The sequence below is a fragment of the Stutzerimonas sp. NM35 genome (assembly GCF_054604355.1).
The window spans coordinates 2,074,584-2,097,936 of record NZ_CM137728.1; the positions used below are offsets into that span (position 1 = coordinate 2,074,584).

General features: G+C 61.2%; 21 protein-coding genes. 18 read left to right on the top strand and 3 right to left on the bottom strand.

Annotation, left to right across the window (positions count from 1 at the left end; all coding sequences use genetic code 11):
• Positions 1–94 precede the first annotated feature (94 nt).
• Positions 95–2,770 carry an aconitate hydratase AcnA gene (acnA, locus tag ACYCFC_RS09710; RefSeq protein WP_459653832.1) on the top strand — a complete coding sequence of 892 codons (2,676 nt, stop codon included), beginning with the start codon at positions 95–97 and terminating at the stop codon, positions 2,768–2,770.
• Between the two features lie 227 nt (positions 2,771–2,997).
• Positions 2,998–4,566 carry a methyl-accepting chemotaxis protein gene (locus ACYCFC_RS09715; protein ID WP_459653833.1) on the top strand — a complete coding sequence of 523 codons (1,569 nt, stop codon included), beginning with the start codon at positions 2,998–3,000 and terminating at the stop codon, positions 4,564–4,566.
• A gap of 41 nt (positions 4,567–4,607) precedes the next feature.
• Here the strand turns inward: ACYCFC_RS09715 and ACYCFC_RS09720 are convergent, their stop codons facing one another.
• Positions 4,608–5,285: an alpha/beta family hydrolase gene (locus ACYCFC_RS09720; protein WP_181086306.1), complete on the bottom strand. Its 678-nt coding sequence runs from the start codon at positions 5,283–5,285 to the stop codon at positions 4,608–4,610.
• Positions 5,286–5,367: 82 nt separating this feature from the next.
• On the opposite strand from ACYCFC_RS09720, the gene ccoN (ACYCFC_RS09725) reads away from it, so the two are divergent.
• The 12 genes from ccoN (ACYCFC_RS09725) (at position 5,368) to ACYCFC_RS09780 (ending at position 17,447) form a co-directional block, all read left to right on the top strand.
• Positions 5,368–6,792, top strand: a complete 1,425-nt coding sequence (ccoN, locus tag ACYCFC_RS09725) for a cytochrome-c oxidase, cbb3-type subunit I (RefSeq protein ID WP_459653834.1) — start codon at positions 5,368–5,370, stop codon at positions 6,790–6,792.
• A gap of 11 nt (positions 6,793–6,803) precedes the next feature.
• Positions 6,804–7,415 carry a cytochrome-c oxidase, cbb3-type subunit II gene (ccoO, locus tag ACYCFC_RS09730; RefSeq protein ID WP_459653835.1) on the top strand — a complete coding sequence of 204 codons (612 nt, stop codon included), beginning with the start codon at positions 6,804–6,806 and terminating at the stop codon, positions 7,413–7,415.
• Between the two features lie 100 nt (positions 7,416–7,515).
• Entirely contained in the window at positions 7,516–8,451 is a 936-nt protein-coding gene (gene ccoP / locus ACYCFC_RS09735) for a cytochrome-c oxidase, cbb3-type subunit III (RefSeq protein ID WP_181086303.1), read from the top strand.
• Positions 8,452–8,846: 395 nt separating this feature from the next.
• Positions 8,847–10,274 carry a cytochrome-c oxidase, cbb3-type subunit I gene (gene ccoN, locus ACYCFC_RS09740; protein ID WP_459653836.1) on the top strand — a complete coding sequence of 476 codons (1,428 nt, stop codon included), beginning with the start codon at positions 8,847–8,849 and terminating at the stop codon, positions 10,272–10,274.
• A gap of 11 nt (positions 10,275–10,285) precedes the next feature.
• A complete protein-coding gene (gene ccoO, locus ACYCFC_RS09745) occupies positions 10,286–10,897 on the top strand; it encodes a cytochrome-c oxidase, cbb3-type subunit II (RefSeq protein ID WP_181086301.1) in 612 nt (203 codons plus the stop codon).
• A gap of 6 nt (positions 10,898–10,903) precedes the next feature.
• Positions 10,904–11,086, top strand: a complete 183-nt coding sequence (locus ACYCFC_RS09750; protein ID WP_103454524.1) for a cbb3-type cytochrome oxidase subunit 3 — start codon at positions 10,904–10,906, stop codon at positions 11,084–11,086.
• Positions 11,087–12,004 (top strand): cytochrome-c oxidase, cbb3-type subunit III, encoded by a 918-nt coding sequence (gene ccoP / locus ACYCFC_RS09755; RefSeq protein WP_459653837.1) that lies wholly within the window; start codon positions 11,087–11,089, stop codon positions 12,002–12,004.
• Between the two features lie 136 nt (positions 12,005–12,140).
• Complete coding sequence (ccoG, locus tag ACYCFC_RS09760) at positions 12,141–13,553, top strand: cytochrome c oxidase accessory protein CcoG (protein WP_459653838.1); 1,413 nt, start codon at positions 12,141–12,143, stop codon at positions 13,551–13,553.
• An 11-nt stretch (positions 13,554–13,564) separates the two neighbouring features.
• Complete coding sequence (locus ACYCFC_RS09765) at positions 13,565–14,068, top strand: FixH family protein (protein ID WP_459653839.1); 504 nt, start codon at positions 13,565–13,567, stop codon at positions 14,066–14,068.
• A gap of 8 nt (positions 14,069–14,076) precedes the next feature.
• Positions 14,077–16,515, top strand: a complete 2,439-nt coding sequence (locus ACYCFC_RS09770; RefSeq protein WP_459653840.1) for a heavy metal translocating P-type ATPase — start codon at positions 14,077–14,079, stop codon at positions 16,513–16,515.
• A gap of 49 nt (positions 16,516–16,564) precedes the next feature.
• Positions 16,565–16,771: a cbb3-type cytochrome oxidase assembly protein CcoS gene (gene ccoS, locus ACYCFC_RS09775; RefSeq protein WP_181086296.1), complete on the top strand. Its 207-nt coding sequence runs from the start codon at positions 16,565–16,567 to the stop codon at positions 16,769–16,771.
• Positions 16,764–17,447, top strand: coding sequence for a sulfite exporter TauE/SafE family protein (locus ACYCFC_RS09780; protein ID WP_459653841.1), 684 nt, complete (start codon positions 16,764–16,766; stop codon positions 17,445–17,447). The genes ccoS and ACYCFC_RS09780 overlap by 8 nt, the downstream gene beginning before the upstream one ends.
• A gap of 181 nt (positions 17,448–17,628) precedes the next feature.
• On the opposite strand, the gene nadE is transcribed toward ACYCFC_RS09780, so the two are convergent.
• The gene (gene nadE, locus ACYCFC_RS09785) at positions 17,629–18,465 is read right to left on the bottom strand and encodes an ammonia-dependent NAD(+) synthetase (RefSeq protein ID WP_181086294.1); all 837 of its coding nucleotides are present in this window, start codon (positions 18,463–18,465) and stop codon (positions 17,629–17,631) included.
• A gap of 456 nt (positions 18,466–18,921) precedes the next feature.
• Between nadE and hemN the strand changes: the two genes are divergently transcribed.
• The 4 genes from hemN (at position 18,922) to ACYCFC_RS09805 (ending at position 22,648) form a co-directional block, all read left to right on the top strand.
• Entirely contained in the window at positions 18,922–20,307 is a 1,386-nt protein-coding gene (gene hemN, locus ACYCFC_RS09790) for an oxygen-independent coproporphyrinogen III oxidase (RefSeq protein ID WP_459653842.1), read from the top strand.
• A gap of 103 nt (positions 20,308–20,410) precedes the next feature.
• Positions 20,411–21,145, top strand: coding sequence for a fumarate/nitrate reduction transcriptional regulator Fnr (fnr, locus tag ACYCFC_RS09795; RefSeq protein WP_181086292.1), 735 nt, complete (start codon positions 20,411–20,413; stop codon positions 21,143–21,145).
• Positions 21,146–21,156: 11 nt separating this feature from the next.
• Positions 21,157–21,705 (top strand): adenine phosphoribosyltransferase, encoded by a 549-nt coding sequence (locus ACYCFC_RS09800; RefSeq protein WP_459653843.1) that lies wholly within the window; start codon positions 21,157–21,159, stop codon positions 21,703–21,705.
• A gap of 334 nt (positions 21,706–22,039) precedes the next feature.
• Positions 22,040–22,648, top strand: a complete 609-nt coding sequence (locus ACYCFC_RS09805; protein ID WP_459653844.1) for an SCO family protein — start codon at positions 22,040–22,042, stop codon at positions 22,646–22,648.
• Between the two features lie 8 nt (positions 22,649–22,656).
• Here ACYCFC_RS09805 and ACYCFC_RS09810 read toward each other — a convergent pair whose 3' ends face one another.
• Positions 22,657–23,352 (bottom strand): type 2 periplasmic-binding domain-containing protein, encoded by a 696-nt coding sequence (locus tag ACYCFC_RS09810; protein WP_459653845.1) that lies wholly within the window; start codon positions 23,350–23,352, stop codon positions 22,657–22,659.
• Position 23,353: the final 1 nt, after the last annotated feature.

Below are 23,353 nucleotides of genomic sequence, written 5' to 3' on the forward strand. Positions count from 1 at the left end.
ACCCGCCACATGGCCAAACACCTCGTCAGGGACTAGATTCAACCCAGATCCCCGACCTCAGCCAGCCCGACCGTGCGGGCGCAAGGAGAGACGAATGCGATCCCTGGACAGCCTCAATTGCCGTCGAAGCCTGGATGTGCACGGCAAGACCTACCTTTATTACAGCCTGCCCGAGGCGGCGAAAACGCTGGGCGATATCAGCCGCCTGCCGACCTCGCTCAAGGTGCTGCTGGAGAATTTGCTGCGCTGGGAAGATGACGTCACGGTGCGTGCCGATGACTTCAACTCGCTGGCAAGCTGGCTGCAAGCGCGCACTTCGGAGCGCGAAATCCAGTACCGCCCTGCCCGCGTATTGATGCAGGATTTCACCGGCGTGCCGGCGGTGGTGGACCTGACCGCCATGCGCGATGCGGTGTCTCGCGCCGGGGCCGATCCACAGCAGATCAATCCGCTGTCGCCGGTGGATCTGGTGATCGACCACTCGGTGATGGTCGACCGCTTCGGCAGCGATCAGGCATTCGAGCAGAACGTCGAGATCGAGATGCAGCGCAATGGCGAGCGCTACGAGTTTCTGCGCTGGGGTCAGCAGGCCTTCGACAACTTTCGGGTAGTGCCGCCAGGCACCGGCATCTGCCACCAGGTCAATCTGGAATACCTCGGCCAGGTGGTCTGGACCCGCGATGAAAACAACGAGACCTACGCTTATCCCGACACCCTGGTCGGCACCGACTCGCACACCACCATGATCAATGGCCTGGGCGTGCTGGGCTGGGGTGTCGGCGGTATCGAGGCCGAGGCAGCGATGCTCGGCCAGCCGGTTTCCATGTTGATACCGGAAGTGGTGGGCTTCCGCCTGAGCGGCAAACTCAACGAAGGCATCACCGCCACCGATCTGGTACTGACCGTGACGCAGATGCTGCGCAAGCAGGGTGTGGTGGGCAAGTTCGTCGAATTCTACGGGCCTGGGCTGGATCATCTGCCACTGGCCGACCGCGCCACCATCGGCAACATGGCCCCGGAATATGGCGCCACCTGCGGCTTCTTCCCGGTGGACCGGATCACCATCGATTACCTGCGCCTGACAGGTCGCAGCGAAGAGCGTATCGCTCTGGTCGAGGCTTACAGCAAGGCCCAGGGCATGTGGCGCGACAGCGACTCGCCGGACCCGCTGTTCACCACCACCCTGGAACTGGATCTGAGTCAGGTACAGCCTTCTCTCGCCGGCCCCAAGCGCCCACAGGACCGGGTGTCACTGGGCGATATCGGTGCCAGCTTCGATCTGCTGCTGGAGACCAGTGGCCGCAAGCAGCAATCCGATACGCCCTTTGCCGTCGCTGGCGAAGACTTTGCCCTCAGGCACGGCGCCGTGGTCATTGCTGCGATCACTTCCTGCACCAACACCTCCAACCCCAGCGTGCTGATGGCGGCCGGTCTGGTGGCGAAAAAAGCGCTGGAGCGCGGTCTCACCCGCCAGCCCTGGGTCAAGTCCTCGCTGGCGCCCGGCTCCAAGGTGGTCACCGATTACCTGGAACGCGCCGGACTGACGCAATATCTGGATCGGCTCGGTTTCAACCTGGTGGGTTATGGCTGTACCACCTGTATCGGCAACTCGGGACCGCTGCCGAATGCCATCGCCCAGACCGTCACCGACAACGACCTGATCGTCTCCTCGGTACTCTCCGGCAACCGCAACTTCGAGGGGCGTGTGCATCCGCTGGTCAAAGCCAACTGGCTGGCTTCACCGCCGCTGGTAGTGGCGTTCGCCCTGGCCGGCACCACGCGTATCGATATGGATCGCGAGCCACTGGGATACGACACACAAAACCAGCCGGTCTATCTGAAGGATATCTGGCCGAGCAGCGCGGAGATCGCCGAAGCCGTCAGCCGTATCGATGGCGAGATGTTCCGCAGTCGCTATGCCGACGTATTCAGCGGCGACCAGCACTGGCAGAAAATCCCGGTCAGTGCCGGTGATACCTATCAGTGGAACGCCGCCTCCAGCTATGTACAGAATCCGCCGTTCTTCGAGAACATCGGCCAGCCACCCGCGCCGCCTGCCGATGTCGAGAACGCGCGCATCCTGGCGCTGTTCGGCGACTCCATCACCACCGACCACATCTCCCCGGCGGGCAACATCAAGGCCAGCTCGCCGGCAGGGTTGTACCTGCAGTCACTGGGCGTACAACCGGAAGACTTCAACTCCTACGGCTCGCGCCGAGGCAACCATGAAGTGATGATGCGCGGCACCTTCGCCAACATCCGCATCCGCAACGAAATGCTCGGCGACGAGGAAGGCGGCAATACCCTGTATCAGCCCGGCGGCGAAAAGCTCTCGATCTACGATGCGGCCATGCGCTACCAGAGCGAAGGCGTGCCGCTGGTGGTGATCGCCGGCAAGGAATACGGCACCGGCTCCAGCCGCGACTGGGCGGCCAAGGGCACCAACCTGCTGGGGATCAAGGCGGTGATCGCCGAAAGTTTCGAGCGTATCCATCGCTCCAACCTGATCGGCATGGGCGTACTGGCACTGCAATTCACCGATGGCCAGACGCGCCAGTCGCTGGGCCTGGACGGCAGCGAGACGCTTTCGATCCGTGGCCTGGACGAGAATATCAAGCCGCGCCAAATGCTCACCGTCGAGGTGCAACGCAGCGATGGTTCCCGGGATTCGTTCCAGGCCCTGTGTCGCATCGATACGCTCAATGAAGTTCAGTACTTCAAAGCCGGCGGGATTCTGCATTATGTGCTGAGACAACTGATCAAGGCTTAGCGCCTTCGTCCCGTACAACGCCCGCAGCTGAAGCTGCGGGCGTTTTTTTATGAACCACTGGTCAGTTTTTTCCTTAAGCCTTTGGTTTTCCAGCCGTTAATTTTCGCTACAACCAACCTTTATATTTTGACGTCAAACCTCAAGCGCTCTATAAATGCTCTGCAAGAGCGCTTGTACGCTATTCATAAATATAAAAAATCATCCCAATTGCCAGGCGCACCTCACGCATGCGAAAGAATCTTCCCATCACGCAACGCGATTACCCGTTTCCTGACCAGCAGAGGCTGATTTCCACTACAGACCTGAAAGGCCGAATCACCTACTGCAACGATATCTTTGCCCAAGTCAGCGGTTTCGAACGCGGCGAACTGATAGGCGCGCCACACAATCTGATCCGGCATCCTGATGTGCCCGCCGCCGTATTCAACCATCTTTGGATGACGCTCAAGGATGGCCGCCCCTGGATGGGCATCGTCAAGAATCGCCGCAAGAATGGCGACCATTACTGGGTCAACGCCTATGTGACGCCGGTACTCGATCCACAGCGCCAGATCATCGGCTACGAGTCGGTACGCACCAAGCCGACCTCCGAACAGATAAAGCGCGCCGAAGCCCTCTATGCACGGCTCAACACCGGCAAGCGTGGCGTGCCATTGCGTGATACCTGGATGCCTCTGGTCGTCGGCTGGCTGCCCTTTATCCTGACCAGTCTGGCCGGCTTCGCAGTTGGCGCCTGGCTCGATCACGCCTGGGGCTTTGTACTGGCTGCGGGGCTTTCCATTCCCCTTGGCCTCGCTGGCCGCCACTGGCAGATGCGCGGTACCAATCGCCTGCTGCAACTGGCCGAGCAGTCACTGAGTGATCCGCTGATCGCACAGATGTATACGGACAGTCACGGCAGTGAAGCCCGGCTGGAAATGGCCATGCTCAGCGAACAGGCACGCCTTAAAACCTGCCTGACGCGCCTGCAGGACAGCGCCGTGCAACTGCAGCAACAGGCAAAACGCGCCGAAGAACTGGCGCAGAGTAGCTCCGGTGGCCTGGCACGACAGCATCATGAAACCGAACAGGTGGCCACTGCGATCAATCAGATGGCCGCTACCACACAGGAGGTGGCAGGCAATGTGGCGCTGGCTGCCGATGCAACCGGGCAAGCCAACAGACTGACGACCCAGGGTCGCGAGATCAGTGCGCAAACCCGCCAGGCCATCGAGCTGCTGGCCAGCACCGTGAGCGAAACCGGCGATGCCGTTACCGAACTGGCCCGCAACAGCAACGAGATCGGCAGCGTGGTGGATGTGATCAAGAGTATCGCCGACCAGACCAATCTGCTCGCGCTCAACGCCGCCATCGAGGCAGCACGCGCCGGAGAATCTGGCCGCGGCTTCGCAGTGGTCGCTGACGAAGTCCGCCAACTGGCCCAGCGTACCGCCGCAGCCACTGGTCAGATCCATCAGCTGATCGAAAAACTCCAGCTGCAGGCTCGCCAGGCTGTAGAAGCCACCGGACAGGGCAAAGCCCAGGCAAGCGCCGGTGTCGAACGGGTCATCGATGCCGACAAGGCGCTCGCAGGTATTGGCGCTGCGATGGAAAGCGTCATCGACATGACCACCCAGATCGCTTCGGCCACCGAGCAGCAGAGCGCCGTAGCCGACGAGATCAGCCGCAACGTCAGCAATATCGCCCGCCTTGCCGACCAGACCTCGGGCGATGCCCAGAGCACGGCGCTGCTGTCCGAGGATCTGGCGGCAACTGCGCAGGCACAGTATTCACTGGTGGAGCGTTTCAACCGCTGACAGGCCATTGAAAACTACCTACATTTTTCAACGGCCTGCGATCATTGCAGAAACTCGGCAATCCTGTCCGCAGCGCTATCCAGGTGCTGCTCATGGGTCAGCCCTGAGCGCTTCAGAGGTTTCAGGTCATGGTCGGCGGCGGCCAGCCAGTGCACCTCGACCGCTGGCGACAATGCGTAGCCGGCAACGGTATGGCGGTCACCGAGCGCGTCGCGCTCACCCTGTACGATAAGGGTGGGCGTGCGCAGTTCGGCCAGATGCACCACGCGCGGCTTCTCCGGCTTGCCTGCCGCATGGAAGGGATAACCCAGACAGATCAGCGCATCAGCCTTCAATTCATCGGCCAGCAGGCTGGCCATTCTTCCGCCCATCGACTTGCCTCCGAGAGCCAGCCGGCCTGCGGTCTGCTGTCGCACCAGCCTATACACCTCGCGCCACCGCTCCAGCAGCCGAGGCTGCGGATTCGGTGGCCGCCTGCGACCATCGAGTCGCCGCTCGGCCATATAGGCGAACTCGAAGCGAACCACCTCGATCCCACGCGCCACAAGGCGCTCGGTCATCGCCTGCATGAACGGACTGTCCATCGGCGCACCGGCGCCATGAGCGAGTATCAGGCTGGCCGAAGCCGCGCCATGCGGGCGGTCAGTCCAGACAAGCGGAATTTCTCCCCCCTGCGTGTATTGACCCGCGTCAATACCGGCCACTTGCCCTTTCCCCATGCTTGCCCCCGCTTTCTACTGAAAGAAACAACTGCTTACACGCAACAAAAAAACGCTCATTACCGTGGATGGAAGCCCATACATGAACACAGCAACCAGTACCGCCTACCAATACAAGGTGGTCCGCCAATTCGCCATCATGACGGTGGTGTGGGGAATCGTCGGGATGGGGCTCGGCGTTTTCATCGCAGCACAGCTGGCGTGGCCCGGACTCAACTTCGACCTGCCCTGGACCAGTTTCGGGCGTTTGCGACCCTTGCACACCAACGCGGTGATTTTCGCCTTCGGTGGCTGCGCATTGTTCGCGACTTCCTACTACTCCGTCCAGCGCACCTGCCAGACCACCCTGTTCGCGCCCAAGCTGGCCGCGTTCACCTTCTGGGGCTGGCAACTGGTCATCCTGCTGGCCGCAATCTCCCTGCCGCTGGGCTTTACCAGTTCCAAGGAATACGCCGAGCTGGAATGGCCGATCGACATCCTGATCACTATTGTCTGGGTAGCCTATGCGGTCGTCTTCTTCGGCACGCTGGCCACACGCAAGGTCAAGCACATCTATGTCGGTAACTGGTTCTTCGGGGCCTTCATCCTGACCGTGGCGATTCTGCATGTCGTCAACAACCTGGAAATCCCGGTCACCGCGATGAAGTCCTATTCGGTCTATGCCGGTGCAACCGACGCCATGGTGCAGTGGTGGTACGGTCACAACGCCGTGGGCTTCTTCCTGACTGCCGGCTTCCTCGGCATCATGTACTACTTCGTGCCCAAGCAGGCCGAGCGTCCGGTGTATTCCTATCGCCTGTCGATCGTCCACTTCTGGGCGCTGATCACCGTGTACATCTGGGCTGGTCCGCACCACCTGCATTACACCGCCCTGCCGGACTGGGCTCAGAGCCTGGGCATGGTGATGTCGCTGATTCTGCTCGCACCGAGCTGGGGCGGCATGATCAACGGCATGATGACCCTCTCGGGCGCCTGGCATAAGCTGCGCAGCGACCCGATCCTGCGCTTCCTGGTGGTCTCCCTGGCGTTCTACGGCATGTCGACCTTCGAAGGTCCGATGATGGCCATCAAGACCGTCAACGCCCTGTCCCACTACACCGACTGGACCATCGGCCACGTTCACGCCGGCGCTCTCGGCTGGGTTGCCATGGTATCCATCGGCGCCCTGTATCACCTGATTCCGAAGGTGTTCGGGCGCGAGCAGATGTACAGCATCGGCCTGATCAACGGTCACTTCTGGCTGGCCACCATCGGCACCGTGCTCTACATCGCCTCGATGTGGGTCAACGGCATCGCCCAGGGCCTGATGTGGCGTGCGATCAACGAAGACGGCACCCTCACCTACTCCTTCGTCGAAGCACTTGAAGCCAGCCACCCAGGCTTCGTGATCCGCATGATCGGCGGTGCGATCTTCTTCGCCGGCATGCTGCTGATGGCCTACAACACCTGGCGCACCGTGCGTGCAGCCAAGCCGGCCGAATACGACGCCGCCGCGCAGATCGCCTGAGGAGCCGAGCAATGAAGAGTCATGAAAAACTAGAAAAGAACGTCGGTCTGCTGACCCTGTTCATGATCCTCGCAGTGAGCATCGGCGGCCTGACCCAGATCGTCCCGCTGTTCTTCCAGGACTCGGTCAACGAGCCGGTGGAAGGCATGAAGCCCTACACCGCACTGCAGCTGGAAGGTCGTGACATCTATATCAAGGAAGGCTGCGTCGGTTGCCATTCACAGATGATCCGTCCGTTCCGCGCCGAAACCGAGCGTTATGGCCACTACTCCGTCGCCGGTGAAAGTGTTTACGACCATCCGTTCCTGTGGGGCTCCAAGCGTACCGGTCCGGATCTGGCCCGTGTCGGTGGCCGCTACTCCGATGACTGGCACCGCGCGCACCTGTACAACCCGCGCAACGTGGTACCGGAATCGAAGATGCCGTCCTACCCGTGGCTGGTGGAGAACACCCTCGATGGACAGGATACCGCCAAGAAGATGAAAGCCTTGCGCACCCTGGGCGTGCCTTACACCGAGGAAGACATCGTCGGTGCCCGGGATGCCGTCAAGGGCAAGACTGAAATGGATGCCATGGTGGCTTACCTGCAGGTTCTTGGCACGGCCCTGACCAACAAGCGTTGATCCGATACGCCTTAGAGAGATGACGGTCTGCCGTGGCGGCGACCGTCAGGGACTTCAATCGCGGACAGCCAGAGTGGCTCGGGCTGTCCAGGAGTAGCACATGAGCACTTTCTGGAGTGGATACATCGCCCTGCTGACGCTGGGCACCATCGTCGCTCTGTTCTGGCTGATCTTCGCCACCCGCAAGGGCGAATCAGCCGGCACGACCGACAAGACCATGGGGCATTCGTTCGACGGCATCGAGGAGTACGACAACCCGCTGCCCAAGTGGTGGTTCATGCTGTTTATCGGCACGCTGCTGTTCGGCATCTTCTACCTGATCCTGTACCCCGGCCTGGGTAACTGGAAAGGCGTCCTGCCGGGTTATGAGGGCGGCTGGACCCAAGAAAAGGAATGGCAGCGCGAAGTGGATCAGGCCGACGCCAAGTTCGGTCCGATCTTCGCCAAATACTCGGCCATGAGTGTTGAGCAGGTTGCTCAGGACGAGCGCGCATTGAAAATCGGCGCACGCCTGTACGCCAACTACTGCGCCATCTGCCACGGCTCCGACGCCAAGGGTTCCAACGGTTTCCCCAACCTGGCCGATAACGAATGGCGCTGGGGTGGCGCACCGGAAACGATCAAGGAGAGCATCCTTCACGGACGCATTGCGGCGATGCCGGCCTGGGGCCAGGTGATTGGCGATGAGGGCGTGAAGAACGTTGCCGCTTACGTGCGCAACCAACTGGCTGGCCTGCCGCTGCCCGAAGGGCACGAGGCCGATCTGGCCAAAGGTTCCGAGGTGTACGGACAAACCTGCTCCGTCTGCCACGGTGCCACCGGTGAAGGCATGGCCGCCCTTGGCGCACCACAACTGACCAACCCTGCCGCCTGGATCTACGGTTCAAACCTGCCGCAACTGCAGCAGACCATCCGCCACGGTCGCAACGGTCAGATGCCGGCACAGGAACAGTACCTCGGCAACGACAAGGTGCATCTGCTGGCGGCTTACGTCTACAGCCTGTCGCAAAAGCCGGAGCAACTGGCGAAGCAGTAACACCTTCAAGGCCCTGAAAATGTAATGCAGAATTTTCAGCGGCCTAGTACAGGGCGGTCCAAACCGCCCTGTCTCCAATCAAGTCCACCGCCTCAAAGCCCCCATGCGACGCTCTGTCGCACACCGCTCGATACATCCCTCTTTGCCGTACGGTCAAACCGCTTCCATACTCCCTGCTACTCGCCAATATCCCGCAGAACTACAAGGCGAAGCCCTCGATTCAGCACGCCGACGCGGTGTGCCAGGCGCACCTGTAACAGGCAGGGAAGACGCTTGAAATCAGGGTCGGAACGGTACTGATGGGGTCGGAGCTCGTTTGCATTACCCCCCTCCTTTCTCCATACTTGCCGCCGTTTTTGCCCCCCTTGATATGCCATTTAGCGTGGAAGCCTTGCATGAGCACAGCAATAAGTGAGACTGCATATAACTATAAGGTGGTTCGCCAGTTCGCCATCATGACGGTGGTGTGGGGAATCATTGGAATGGGTCTGGGAGTCTTTATCGCCGCGCAACTGGTGTGGCCGGGACTCAACTTCGACCTGCCCTGGACCAGCTTCGGTCGTCTGCGACCGCTGCACACCAACGCGGTGATCTTCGCCTTCGGCGGTTGCGCCCTGATGGCCACATCCTTTTACGTGGTGCAGCGTACCTGTCAGGCGCGGCTGTTCTCCGACAGCCTGGCCTCCTTCACCTTCTGGGGTTGGCAGGCAGTGATCGTGCTGGCGGTGATCACGCTGCCGCAAGGCTTCACCAGCTCCAAGGAATACGCCGAGCTGGAATGGCCGATCGATATCCTGCTGGCTGTGGTCTGGATTTCCTATGCTCTGGTGTTCTTCGGCACCATCATGAAGCGCAAGTCCAAGCACATCTATGTCGGCAACTGGTTCTTCGGGGCCTTCATCCTGGTGACGGCGATGCTGCATATCGTCAACAACCTGGAAATCCCGGTCAGCTGGTTCAAGTCCTACTCGATCTACGCCGGCGCGACCGACGCCATGGTGCAGTGGTGGTACGGCCACAACGCCGTGGGCTTCTTCCTGACCACAGGCTTCCTTGGCATGATGTACTACTTCGTGCCCAAGCAGGCCGAGCGTCCGGTGTATTCCTACCGCCTGTCGATCGTGCACTTCTGGGCGCTGATCACCCTCTACATCTGGGCCGGCCCGCACCACCTGCATTACACCGCACTGCCGGACTGGGCTCAGAGCCTGGGCATGGTGATGTCGATCATCCTGCTGGCGCCGAGCTGGGGTGGCATGATCAACGGCATGATGACCCTCTCGGGCGCCTGGCATAAGTTGCGCACCGACCCGATCCTGCGCTTCCTGGTGGTCTCCCTGGCGTTCTACGGCATGTCGACCTTCGAAGGTCCGATGATGGCCATCAAGACCGTCAACGCCCTGTCCCACTACACCGACTGGACCATCGGCCACGTTCACGCCGGCGCCCTCGGCTGGGTGGCGATGATCACTATCGGCTCGATGTATCACCTGATTCCGAAAGTCTTCGCTCGCGAGCAGATGCACAGCATCGGCCTGATCAACGCGCACTTCTGGCTGGCCACCATCGGCACCGTGCTCTACATCGCCTCGATGTGGGTCAACGGCATCGCCCAGGGCCTGATGTGGCGTGCGATCAACGAAGACGGCACCCTCACCTACTCCTTCGTCGAAGCACTTGAAGCCAGCCACCCAGGCTTCGTGATTCGCATGATCGGCGGTGCATTCTTCCTCATCGGCATGCTGTTGATGGCTTACAACACCTGGCGCACCGTGCGTCACGCCAAGGCCGCCGACTTTAACGCTGCCGCACAGATCGCCTGAGGAACCGAGCAATGAAGAATCACGAAATACTGGAAAAGAACGTCGGTCTGCTGACCCTGTTCATGATCCTCGCGGTGAGCATCGGCGGCCTGACCCAGATCGTCCCGCTGTTCTTCCAGGATGTAGTCAACGAGCCGGTGGAAGGCATGAAGCCCTACACCGCGCTGCAACTGGAAGGCCGCGATCTGTACATCCGCGAAGGCTGCGTCGGCTGCCACTCGCAGATGATCCGTCCGTTCCGCGCCGAAACCGAGCGCTACGGCCACTACTCCGTCGCTGGTGAAAGCGTCTACGACCATCCGTTCCTGTGGGGTTCCAAGCGTACCGGCCCGGACCTGGCCCGTGTCGGTGGCCGCTACTCCGATGATTGGCACCGCGCGCACCTGTACAACCCGCGCAACGTCGTACCGGAATCGAAGATGCCCTCCTACCCATGGCTGGTGGAGAACACTCTCGATGGTCGCGACACTGCCAAGAAGATGAAAGCCTTGCGCACCCTGGGCGTGCCTTACACCGATGAAGACATCGCCGGTGCGAGAGACACGGTAAGGGGCAAGACCGAAATGGATGCCATGGTGGCCTACCTGCAGGTCCTTGGCACTGCACTCACCAACAAACGGTAACGCACCATGGATATCGGGACTCTTCGCGGTCTGGGCACTATTTTGGTTGTCGTCGCCTTCATTGGCGTCGTGCTCTGGGCCTATAGCAGCAAACGCAAGAACAGCTTCGATGAAGCCGCCAACCTGCCCTTCGCAGACGAGCCCGACGCCAAGAAGCGTGATGAAGAAGCGTCCAGGAGTAAGAAATAAATGACCTCGTTTTGGAGTTGGTACATCACCCTGCTGAGTCTGGGGACCATTGCAGCCCTGGTCTGGCTGCTGCTGGCGACTCGCAAGGGACAGCGCCACGAAAGCACCGAAGAAACAGTCGGCCATTCCTATGACGGTATCGAGGAATATGACAATCCGCTGCCGCGCTGGTGGTTCATGCTGTTCGTCGCCACGGTGGTATTCGCCCTCGGCTATCTGGTCCTGTATCCAGGCCTGGGCAACTGGAAAGGCATCCTGCCCGGCTACGAAGGTGGCTGGACCCAGGTCAAGGAATGGCAACGCGAGATGGATCGTGCCAACGAACAATATGGCCCGCTCTATGCCAAGTTCGCCGCCATGCCGGTCGAAGAAGTCGCCAAGGACCCGCAGGCCCTGAAAATGGGCGGACGCCTGTTCGCCTCCAACTGCTCGGTCTGCCACGGTTCGGACGCCAAGGGCGCCTACGGCTTCCCCAACCTCACCGACCATGACTGGCTGTGGGGCGGCGAGCCTGAAACCATCAAGACCACCATTCTGGCAGGCCGTCAGGCCACCATGCCGGGCTGGCTGAATGTGATTGGCGAAGACGGCATCCGCAATGTCGCCGGTTACGTGCTCAGCCTGTCCGGACGTGATACGCCGGAGGGTATCAACGTCGACATTGAGCAGGGTCAAAAGATCTTCGCCAGCACCTGTGTAGCCTGTCATGGTCCTGAAGGCAAAGGCCTCCAGGCAATGGGCGCACCGGACCTGACGGACAATGTCTGGCTGTACGGTTCGAGTTTCGGTCAGATCCAGCAAACCCTGCGCTACGGCCGTAACGGTCGCATGCCTGCCCAGGAAGAAATTCTTGGCAATGACAAGGTGCACCTGCTGGCAGCTTATGTGTACAGCCTCTCGCAACAGTCGGAGAACTGATCCAGTGAGTCTGGGCGCGACCTCCCGCCGCACCTGACTCCGACTATCGGGGCGTAACATTCGCAGCAGGTCAGCAAATGAACCCGGTCGGCACGCATCGACCGGGTCACTCACCCTCCGCCGTGGTACGCACTCGATGACTGAGCAAATCCCCGTTCATGATGTAACCCCTCCAACCAAGGTCCAGGCCTCAACGGACCTTTACGCTGCTCGCGAAAAGATCTACACCCGCTCGTTTACCGGCCTTTTCCGCAACCTGCGTCTTGTGGGCGGCGGCCTGCTTTTCATTCTCTACTTCGGCACGGCCTGGCTGAACTGGAATGGTCGCCAGGCGGTCTGGTGGGATCTGCCCGAGCGCAAGTTCTACATCTTTGGCGCCACCTTCTGGCCACAGGACTTCATCCTGCTCTCGGCGCTGCTGATCATCTGCGCCTTCGGCCTGTTCTTCATCACCGTATTCGCAGGGCGTGTGTGGTGCGGCTATACCTGCCCGCAGAGCGTCTTCACCTGGGTCTTCATGTGGGCGGAAAAGGTCACCGAAGGTGACCGCAACCAGCGCATGAAACTCGACAAGGCGCCGATGAGCGCCAACAAATTCCTCCGCAGGCTGGCCAAGCACAGCATCTGGCTTGGCGTATCCCTGGCCATCGGTATCACCTTTGTCGGTTACTTCACACCGATCCGCGAACTGGTACCCGACCTGCTCACCCTGCAAGTCGGCGGCTGGGCTCTGTTCTGGGTCGGTTTCTTCACCCTCGCCACCTATGGCAACGCCGGTTTCCTCCGCGAGCAGGTGTGCATCTACATGTGCCCCTATGCGCGCTTCCAAAGCGTAATGTTCGACAAGGACACCCTGATCGTCTCCTATGATCCGCGCCGTGGCGAAAAACGTGGTCCGCGCAAGAAGGATGCCGACTACAAGGCCATGGGTCTGGGCGACTGCATCGACTGCACCATGTGCGTACAGGTCTGCCCGACCGGTATCGACATCCGCGACGGTTTGCAGATCGAATGCATCGGCTGCGCCGCCTGTATCGATGCCTGCGACACCATCATGGACAAGATGAACTACCCTCGCGGGCTGATCAGCTACACCACCGAGCACAACCTTTCCGGACAGAAGACGCACCTGGCCCGCCCGCGCCTGCTTGGCTACGCCTTGGCGCTGGTGGCGATGATGGGCCTCTTCACCTATGCCGTGGTCGACCGCTCACTGGTCAAGCTCGACGTCCTCAAGGACCGCGTGCTGTACCGCGAGAACGAGCAGGGCATGGTGGAAAACGTCTATACCCTGAAGGTGATGAACAAGGCTCAGAGCGAGCAGACCTTCATCATCGAGGCCAGCGGCATCGACGGCCTGCGCTATGAAGGTCGCAACGAAATCCACGCGGCAGCCGGTGAGCTGATCACCATTCCGGTGGAGCTGTCCATCTCCCCGGAAAAACTGCCCTCCAGCACCAATGACATCGTATTCCATGTCAGGTCGGCTAACGATTCCTCAATCAAAGACGATGCAGAGAGCCGCTTCATCGGCCCGAGCATTCGTTGAACAGGTAGTACATGAGCGCATCCGATAACGAAAAAACCCGTTGGTACACCCAGTTCTGGGCCTGGTTCGTCATCGGCATCCTGGCGATGTCGGTGATCCTCGGCACCTCGCTGCTGACCATCGCCATCCGCAATGCCGACACCCTGGTATCGGACAACTACTACGATGCCGGCAAAGGCATCAACCAGTCGCTGGAGCGCGAGAAGCTCGCCGAGAGCCTTCAGGTGCAGGCGCAACTGAGGCTCAACGATGAGCGCGGGCTGGCCGAACTGCAGCTCAGTGGCAACAGCCGTCCGCAGCAGCTGGTACTCAACCTGCTTTCGCCGACGCAACCCGAGCGTGACCGTCGCATCATCCTGCAACCCCAGGGAGAAGGCTTTTACCAGGGGCAGATGCAGGACTCAGTGACTGGCCGACGCTTCATTGAACTGATCGGTCGTGAAGGAGAACAGGACTGGCGCCTGTTCGAGGAAATGGAAATCAGCAGCGGTCAGACCTACGAACTGAACCACTGACCGATTCGATGGCAAATCCTCTTCCCTGCTATCACTGTGGTCTGCCGGTTCCCGCCGGCAGCACCTGGCACGCCCGCGTACTCGACGAGACGCGGGCCATGTGCTGCCCCGGTTGCCAGGCAGTCGCCGAGGCCATCGTCAGCGCCGGCCTGGAAAGCTATTACCTGCACCGCAGCGACACCTCGACCAACCCAGGCGCTCTCCCCCAAGCATTGTCCGATGAGCTGGCGCTGTACGACCGTAAAGACGTCCAGCAACCCTTCGTGCAACATGAAGGTGATCTCGCCAGCACCGCGCTGATGATCGAAGGCATCAGCTGCGCCGCCTGCGGCTGGCTGATCGAGCGGCATCTGCTCGGCCTCGACGGCATCGCCGAGGCGAACCTGAACCTGTCCAATCACCGACTGCAGGTGCGCTGGAGCGATAGCCGTCTGCCACTCAGCGAGTTGCTCGCCGAGCTTCGACGTATCGGCTATGCCGCGCATCCCTACCGGGCCGACCAGGTCGCGGAACGGCTGGCCAGCGAGAATCGCCGCAGCCTGCGCCAGATCGGCGTGACGGGATTGCTCTGGATGCAGGTGATGATGGCGACCATGGCCACCTGGCCCGAATTCAACCTGGACCTTTCGGAAAGCTTCTTCGTTACCCTGCGCTGGACCGCGCTGCTGCTCACCACGCCCATCGTGTTCTATTGCTGTACCGATTTCTTCAAGGGTGCCCTGCGCGACCTGCGCACGCGCCACCTGACCATGGACGTCTCGGTTTCACTGGCCATCGGCGGCGCCTACCTGGCCGGCATCTGGTCCACCGTGACCGGCCAGGGCGAGCTGTATTTTGACGCCGTGGGCATGTTCGCCCTGTTCCTGCTCACCGGACGCTATCTGGAGCGCCGCGCACGCGAGCGCACGGCGGCGGCGACCGCGCAACTGGTCAACCTGCTGCCGGCATCCTGCCTGAAACTGGATGCAGACGAGCAAACCGCCCGTATCCTGCTCAGCGAGCTGTGCGTGGGTGATCGGATACTGGTGCAACCTGGCGCCCTCGTCCCGGCCGATGGCCGTATTCTCAACGGACAATCGAGCATCGACGAATCGGTCCTGACCGGCGAGTACCTGCCGCAGGCGCGCGGCATCGGCGATCTGGTCACCGCCGGCACACTGAACGTCGAAGGTCCATTGACGGTCCAGGTGCAGGCGCTCGGCGACGATACCCGGCTGTCCGCCATTGTCCGCCTGCTGGAACGCGCCCAGTCGGACAAGCCTCGCCTCGCCGAACTGGCCGACCGCGTCGCGCAATGGTTCCTGCTGGTAGTACTGCTGACTGCCGCCGTCGTCGGCATCGTCTGGTGGCAGATCGATCCGCAACGGGCCTTCTGGGTAGTGCTCGCACTGCTGGTCGCCACTTGCCCCTGCGCCCTGTCTCTGGCCACACCGACTGCGCTCACCGCCGCCACCGGCACGCTGCACAAGCTCGGCCTGCTGCTCACCCGTGGGCACGTTCTGGAAGGCCTCAATCACATCGATACGGTGATCTTCGACAAAACCGGCACCCTCACCGAAGGCCGTCTGACCCTGAGCGAGATTCGTCCCCTGACCGATCTGGATGCCGACGCCTGCCTGGCCCTGGCGGCCGCATTGGAAAACCGCTCCGAACACCCGATATCGAAAGCCTTTGGCCGCGCCCCGCAAGCGGCAGACACGGTGGACAGCGTGCCCGGCCTTGGCCTGCAGGGCTCGGTGGGCGGGCGACTGCTGCGCATCGGCCAGCCCGGCTTCGTCGCTGCCGGCTATGCCGGAGCTACGCCCGAGATTCCCGGCAATCAGGGCCAATGGTTGCTATTGGGTGACACACGGGGGCCGCTGGCCTGGCTGGTACTCGATGACCGCCTGCGCGACGACGCCCCGGCCCTGGTGCAAGCCTGCCATCGTCGTGGCTGGCGCACGCTGCTGCTGTCTGGCGACAGCTCGCCGATGGTCGCCGATATCGCACGCCAGCTGGGCATCGACGAGGCCCGCAGCGGGCTGACCCCCGCCGACAAACTCGACCATCTGCAGCGCTTGCAGAGCGAAGGCCATCGCGTGCTGATGCTCGGTGACGGGGTCAACGATGTACCGGTTCTCGCCGCCGCCGACATCAGCGTGGCGATGGGTTCTGCCACCGACCTGGCCAAGACCAGCGCCGATGCGGTATTGCTCTCCAACCGCCTCGACAGCCTGGTGCAGGCTTTCAGCCTGGCGCGCCGCAGCCGGCGTATCATTGTCGAAAACCTGAGCTGGGCGACCCTTTACAACGGCCTGATCCTGCCGTTTGCCGCTATTGGTTGGGTGACGCCGCTATGGGCTGCGCTGGGTATGTCCGCCAGCTCGCTCCTGGTGGTGCTCAACGCACTGAGACTGACCCGGCTACCGAAGGCGCCTGACGCGCCGAACCCGACCAGCCTGAAGTAGGATGAGCGACACTCGCTTGCCCTGCGTCACAGCATTTTCCGGAGGCTCCATGGCCGCGCTCTATATCCTGATCCCCGTCGCGGTCGTGCTGGTGGCTCTGGCCATCTGGGTATTCTTCTGGGCCGTCGATGCCGGCCAGTACGAGGACCTCGATAGCCCGGCACACAGCATTCTATTCGACGACGAAGATCCCAAGCACCGGGCCGGCATCGACCAGGCCGCACAAAACGACGACGAGAAAACCAAGCGTGACTGAGCTGTTGCCCTTGCTGCTGTCCGCCTTTGTTCTCGGCCTGCTCGGCGGTGGACACTGCCTGGGCATGTGCGGCGGCCTGATGGGTGCTCTGACCATGGCCATTCCTGCCGAACAGCGCGGCAAGCGCCTGCGTTTGCTGATTGCCTACAACCTTGGCCGGATACTGAGCTACGCCGCCGCCGGCCTGATTGTCGGTCTGGCCGGCTGGGCGGTTGCCAAAAGCCCGGCGGCGATGGCGCTGCGGGTCGTGGCGGCGCTGCTGCTGATTGCCATGGGCCTGTATCTGGCAGGCTGGTGGAGTGGCCTGACGCGCATCGAAGCCATGGGACGCGGCCTGTGGCGACACCTGCAGCCCATCGCCAGTCGCCTCATGCCGGTGCGTAACCTGCCGCAGGCGCTGTTTCTTGGTGCGCTCTGGGGCTGGCTGCCCTGCGGCCTGGTCTACAGCACCCTGCTCTGGAGCGCGAGCCAGGGCGATGCACTCGACAGCGCCCTGCTGATGCTGGCCTTCGGTATCGGCACCTGGCCGGTCCTGCTGGCCACCGGCCTGGCCGCCGAACGCATGACCGCACTGCTGCGCAAGCGTGGTGTGCGCATGGCCGGCGGCATCATGGTCATTCTCTTCGGCCTCTGGACCCTCCCCGGCCCGCATCAGCAGTGGCTGATGGGGCACTGAGGCTTGCAGCTTGTCGCTGTTTTCCGATCCGCTCGTCGGGTCGATGAAGCGTGACCCGATCTACGAAACCCAGCCATTTTGTAGGTCGGATTAGCCGAAGGCGTAATCCGACGGCTTGAAGGCGTAATCCGACGAGAAGACCTCAGCTTCTAGAGGTCAGATCATCCACTCCCCAGTGCCTTTATCGCCTCTCCGGCTCTTTCGGCATTTCCCGCTTGTGCTGCGACTTGTCATAGGTCTCGATAATGATTCGCGCGGCCTCGTCCGAGACCTCGAAGCCCTGCAGGAAGGCGTCGATCTGCTCGTAGCTCACGCCGTAGGCGTCTTCGTCCGGCCTGCCGGGCTTGAGTTCTTCCAGATCGGCGGTGGGCACCTTGTGTACCAGTTGTGACGGAGCCCCCAGCGCTGCGGCAAGCTCCCGGACCTGGCCTTTGACCAACCCTGCCAGGGGCGTCAGGTCGCAGGCGCCGTCGCCGAACTTGGTGAAAAAGCCCATCACCGCCTCGGCCGCATGGTCGGTACCGATGACCAGGCCCTGACGCGCATTGGCGATGGTGTACTGCGCCACCATGCGCATCCTCGCCTTGGTATTACCCAGCACAAAATCCCGCGCAGCATCCGCCAGGGGCTCCAGCGCCTCTGTCGCGCGCGAAAGCCCCAGGACCGCCGCGCCGATATTCACCGTATGGCATTCATCCGGCCCGATGCTATCCACCGCTAGCTGCGCTTCGTCCTCGTCGTGCTGCACCTGATAAGGCAGTCGCACCGCGATGAATCGATAATCATCGCCTTCACCCGCCGCACGCATGCCTTCCACCGCCCGTTGCGCGAGCAGCCCTGCGGTGGTCGAATCGACCCCGCCGCTGATGCCAAGCACCAGAGTTTTCAATCCGGACTCGCGCAGGCATGCCTGGATGAAAGCCACCCGCCGGTTGATTTCAGCCTGAACAGCCTCGGGCCCGTCAAAAGGCGGACACACATCGAGTGCGGCAGCGATCTGCTGCTGACGACCTTGCATTGGCTTACTCCTTCGATAAACGAACAATTCAGTTAACAGGCTGTTGAAAAACTATCTGCGTTGGCAATACTGCGTTAAAAACAGGCCCGGCAAGCCGCTTGCGGCTAACGCGCTTCAGCGCGGCCCGAAGGGCGAACGAAGTGAGTACTGCTCATTTAGACTACTAAACTTCGCGTGATTCGCTGCGGGCCAGCCTGCGGCTGTTACTTCGCTGCGCTACGTTTCTCGCCTGTTTTTGCCTTGTCTTGCCTGCCTCGCCTACGTTTTTCAACGGCCTGTTGCGGTCTGTGGACCGCAGTTTGACAATCCGACCCCATACGCGCCAATAAATCTCCCTCCTTCATGCCACTCGTCACAAGGCTCCGGACGGGGTCCGGGCTGGCTTGATACAGGTCAAGTCTGTACCTGTGTGCCCCCCCTAGAATCCGGCCACTGCAGTCAATCCGAGAACGCACGATGCTCGACGTCATTCGCTGGAATACCGACCTGATCCGTAACTACGATCAGACCGGGCCGCGCTATACCTCGTATCCGACTGCCCTCCAGTTCAATGACAAGGTCGGCTCCTTCGACCTTCTGCATGCCCTGCGTAGCAGTCGCCATGCCAAACGCCCGCTCTCGCTGTATGTGCACCTGCCGTTTTGCGCTAACGCATGCCACTACTGTGTGCGCAACAAAGTCATCACCAAGGACCGTGGCTGCGCACTGCCCTATCTGCAACGCCTGGAAAGGGAGATCGAAATGATCGCCCGCCACCTTGGGCCTGATCAGGTGGTCGAACAGCTGCACTTTGGCGGTGGCACGCCAACTTTCCTCAGCCATGACGAACTGCGGCGCCTGATGGCGCATCTGCGTGCCCATTTCAATCTGCAGGACGACGACCACGGTGACTTCAGCATCGAAATCGACCCGCGCGAGGCCGACTGGTCGACCATGGGCCTGCTCCGTGAACTGGGCTTCAACCGCATCAGCGTCGGCGTGCAGGCACTGGACCCCGAGGTCCAGCGCGCAATCAATCGAATGCAGACGCTGGAGCAGACCCAGGCGATCATCGAAGCCGCCCGAACCCTGCAATACCGTTCGATCAACATCGACCTGCTCTACGGCCTGCCCCTGCAGACACCCGAACGCTTCGCGCAAACCGTGAAGAACGTCATGGCGATGCAGCCGGACCGCGTATCGCTGTTCAGCTATAGCCATGATCCCGAACGTTTTCAGGGGCAGCGTCGAATCAATGCCGCAGAGCTACCTGGCGAGGCAGAGAAGCTGGCGATGCTGCAAGTCGGCGTGGAAGGGCTCACCCATTCCGGCTATCGCTACATCGGCATGGATCATTTCGCCCTGCCAGATGACGAGCTGGCGATGGCCCAGGAAGACGGCACCCTTACCCGCAATTTCCAAGGTTACACCACGCATGGCCATTGCGACCTGATCGGACTGGGCGTCTCGGCCATCAGCCAGATCGGCGACCTGTACTGCCAGAACAACACTGACATAAGCCTCTACCAGCAGTCGCTGGATCAGCAGCAGCTCGCCACCAACCGAGGCCTGCGCTGCAACGAAGACGACCGCATCCGGCGGCAAGTGATTCAGAGCTTCATCTGCGAGTTCGAGCTGCGCTTCGAAGTGATCGAACGCACGTTCAACATCAACTTCAGGGATTACTTCAAGTCAGCCTGGCCAACCCTGGAACAGATGGCCAGCGACGGTCTCATCCAGTTGAGCAAAGACACCATCGCCGTGCTGCCCGCGGGTCGCCTGCTGGTCCGTGCGCTGTGCATGCAGTTCGATCATTACCTGCTGCCCGAACACCATCCCAAACGCCTTTCCCAGGCTTTCTGAGTCTGATTGCCGATCGATAACCCTGCGACTGTTGTGCAATTGGCCTAAGCCGGCTGCCTGAGTTAACCTTGCGCAAATCTCGTAAGGTTTTTCAGGATTACCTATGTCCGAGTCGATCAAGGCCCGCACACAGCGGCAAGCTCATTGCAAGGATTGCAGCCTGTCCGGCCTGTGCCTGCCGCTTTCGCTGAACATGCAGGACATGGACGCTCTGGATGAGATCGTCAAGCGTGGACGTCCTTTGAAGAAGGGGGAAATGCTGTTTCGCCAGGGGGATACGTTCAACTCCGTGTTCGCGATCCGCTCCGGCGCTCTGCGCACCTTCAGCGTCACCGACACCGGAGAAGAGCAGATCACCGGCTTTCATCTGCCCAGCGAAATGGTCGGGCTTTCCGGCATGGACACCGAAACCTACCCGGTCTCGGCACAGGCGCTGGAAACCACTTCGGTTTGCGAAATTCCTTTCGAGCGTCTCGATGAACTCAGCGTCCTGTTGCCACAGCTGCGCCGTCAGCTGATGCGTATCATGAGCCGCGAAATCCGCGACGATCAGCAAATGATGCTGCTGCTCTCGAAGAAAACCGCCGATGAGCGCATCGCCACCTTTCTGATCAATCTGTCGGCCCGCTTCAGCGCACGTGGCTTCTCTGCCAACCACTTCCGCCTGCCCATGTCACGCAACGAAATCGGCAGCTATCTGGGGCTGGCAGTCGAAACCGTTTCCAGGGTTTTCACCCGTTGCCAGGCAAGCGGGCTGCTGGAGGCGGAAGGCAAGGAAGTGCGTATCCTCGACTCCATCCGCTTGTGCGCGCTGGCTGGCGGAAACATGGACGCCTGAAGGAGCCCACCATGATTTTCGATGAATTCACGATCAAGAAACTGATTCGTCCCGTTCCCGACTTCCCAGGGCCCGGTGTGGTGTTTCGGGATATCACCCCACTGCTGCAGTCGCCCAAGGCCCTGCGCATGGTCGCCGACAGCCTGATCCAGCGCTACGTCGAAACCGATTTCAGCCACGTCGGCGCCCTGGATGCGCGCGGCTTCATCATCGGCTCGATCATCGCCTACGAGTTGAACAAGCCGCTGATTCTATTCCGCAAGAAAGGCAAGCTCCCCGCTGATGTACTGGTCGAGTCCTACCAGAGCGAGTACGGCGAAGCCTTTCTCGAGGTCCATGCCGACAGCTTCTGCGAAGGTGACTCGGTACTGCTGCTCGATGACCTGATCGCCACGGGCGGCACCTTCATCGCCGCGGCCCAACTGGTGCGGCGCATGGGCGCACAGATATACGAAGCCGCAGCGATCATCGACCTGCCCGAACTGGGCGGCTCGCAAAAACTTCAGGATATGGGCATCCCGACCTTTACTCTGACGGCTTTCGAGCTCAAAGAGCGTTAACAGCTTAAAAACTGGCTGCGTTGGCAATACTGCGTTAAAAACAGGCTCAGCAAGCCGCTTGTGGCTAACGCGCTTCAGCGCGGCCCGAAGGGCGAACGAAGTGAGTACTGCTCATTTAGACCACTAAACTCCGCGTGATTCGCTGCGCTCACCCTGCGGGCCAGCCTGCGGCTGTTACTTCGCTGCGCTACGTTTCTCGCCTGTTTTTGCCTTGTCTTGCCTGCCTCGCCTACGTTTTTAACGATTATTGCAAAGCTGCTGCGTTGGCAATAGTGATGGCCCGTCACTGCGGCGGGCTACAATCGAGCCAAGCCCTCTGACGAACAAGATCGCCATGCTTGCTTCCCTGCTTTTGCGCTGCCTGCTGATCGGCACGCTCGCCTTCACCCTCCCGGCATTCGCCCTGGATCGCAACGCCCTGCTGGACGAGGCCAATCTGTTGCTGCTGCCGCGTGAACGCCCCCTGCCCAACATCGAACTGATCGACCAGGACGGCCAGCCCTTCGAAACCCAGGCGCTACGCAACCGTTGGCACATTGTCTTCTTCGGTTTCACCGCCTGCCCGGATATCTGCCCCACCACGCTCAGCGACATGCGTCGGGTGTTCGCCCAGCTACCGAACGAGCTGCGCGAACAAGTGCAACTGGTGATGGTCACCGCCGACCCGGCACGCGACACGCCCAGCCAGCTGAAAACCTATCTGGGCTACTACCGCGCGGGCTTTACCGGTCTGACCGGCGAGATGACGCAACTGCAAAGGTTATCCAAGGCACTGGGCCTGCCGTTCGTTCCAGCCAGCATGACCGAAGGCGACTACAGTGTCGCCCATAGCGGCAACCTCGCACTGATCGCCCCCGACGGCACCCTGCGTGGACATATCCGAGCGCCGTTCAAGCTCGAAGGGTTGCCCAAGGCTTTGGCTCAGGTCCTGAGACAACCCTGACGGGCAGCTCAGTGGCAATCCAGAGTATCGGCCAGCACATAGGCTTGAAACGCTACTTCATCGATCCAGAAGCGGATCAGTTCTTCCAGCGTCCCCTCTTCCTTCCACTGCGCCAGCAACCCGTCGATGCGCGCCTGCAGCACGGCATCCGGCGTGCTGATACGCAGCTGCTGCTCGCCTTCGGGCAGAGCCGCCAGCAGGCTGTCGTAACGACGCCACTCGGGCAGCTTCGCTATTTCCGCAAGCAGGCGCTGGTCGTCAACCACCGAGCGGCATTCACCAAGCTTGAGGCCGATCAGGGCATGTGCGGTGCTGGGGTATTCACGCGGCTGTGCGCCGAAGCGCTGCGTAACCAACTGCGCGTAAGGGCTGGCCGCAACGAGACAGACCGGCTGGTTGCGAAGATGCTGCCAATCGGCGACACCGCCTTCGTTGGCCGTCAGGGCGGCGGGGACCGACTGGTAGTAGAGCTGGCCAGCGTCTACCGGCCCCAGCCGCAGGTTGGCGCTGTCAGGCTGATGCGTAATGGTTACCGCCTGCCCCAGCGCCTCACCTAAAACCTCCAGCAGTGCCGACTCGAAGCTGTCCGTTTCGGTGCTCGACAAGATGCGGTATTCCGGCAGCGTCGCCTGCAGCGGCTGTGCAGATGCCAGGACCGGCCCCAGCAGGGCCGGCAACAAGACTAGAAACGGTAATACGCGCACG

Coding starts and splice junctions, on each gene's coding strand:
- acnA (WP_459653832.1), top strand. CDS start 95: ATGCGATCCCTGGACAGCCTCAATTGCCGTCGAAGCCTGGATGTGCAC.
- ACYCFC_RS09715 (WP_459653833.1), top strand. CDS start 2,998: ATGCGAAAGAATCTTCCCATCACGCAACGCGATTACCCGTTTCCTGAC.
- ACYCFC_RS09720 (WP_181086306.1), bottom strand. CDS start 5,285: ATGGGGAAAGGGCAAGTGGCCGGTATTGACGCGGGTCAATACACGCAG.
- ccoN (WP_459653834.1), top strand. CDS start 5,368: ATGAACACAGCAACCAGTACCGCCTACCAATACAAGGTGGTCCGCCAA.
- ccoO (WP_459653835.1), top strand. CDS start 6,804: ATGAAGAGTCATGAAAAACTAGAAAAGAACGTCGGTCTGCTGACCCTG.
- ccoP (WP_181086303.1), top strand. CDS start 7,516: ATGAGCACTTTCTGGAGTGGATACATCGCCCTGCTGACGCTGGGCACC.
- ccoN (WP_459653836.1), top strand. CDS start 8,847: ATGAGCACAGCAATAAGTGAGACTGCATATAACTATAAGGTGGTTCGC.
- ccoO (WP_181086301.1), top strand. CDS start 10,286: ATGAAGAATCACGAAATACTGGAAAAGAACGTCGGTCTGCTGACCCTG.
- ACYCFC_RS09750 (WP_103454524.1), top strand. CDS start 10,904: ATGGATATCGGGACTCTTCGCGGTCTGGGCACTATTTTGGTTGTCGTC.
- ccoP (WP_459653837.1), top strand. CDS start 11,087: ATGACCTCGTTTTGGAGTTGGTACATCACCCTGCTGAGTCTGGGGACC.
- ccoG (WP_459653838.1), top strand. CDS start 12,141: ATGACTGAGCAAATCCCCGTTCATGATGTAACCCCTCCAACCAAGGTC.
- ACYCFC_RS09765 (WP_459653839.1), top strand. CDS start 13,565: ATGAGCGCATCCGATAACGAAAAAACCCGTTGGTACACCCAGTTCTGG.
- ACYCFC_RS09770 (WP_459653840.1), top strand. CDS start 14,077: ATGGCAAATCCTCTTCCCTGCTATCACTGTGGTCTGCCGGTTCCCGCC.
- ccoS (WP_181086296.1), top strand. CDS start 16,565: ATGGCCGCGCTCTATATCCTGATCCCCGTCGCGGTCGTGCTGGTGGCT.
- nadE (WP_181086294.1), bottom strand. CDS start 18,465: ATGCAAGGTCGTCAGCAGCAGATCGCTGCCGCACTCGATGTGTGTCCG.
- hemN (WP_459653842.1), top strand. CDS start 18,922: ATGCTCGACGTCATTCGCTGGAATACCGACCTGATCCGTAACTACGAT.
- fnr (WP_181086292.1), top strand. CDS start 20,411: ATGTCCGAGTCGATCAAGGCCCGCACACAGCGGCAAGCTCATTGCAAG.
- ACYCFC_RS09800 (WP_459653843.1), top strand. CDS start 21,157: ATGATTTTCGATGAATTCACGATCAAGAAACTGATTCGTCCCGTTCCC.
- ACYCFC_RS09805 (WP_459653844.1), top strand. CDS start 22,040: ATGCTTGCTTCCCTGCTTTTGCGCTGCCTGCTGATCGGCACGCTCGCC.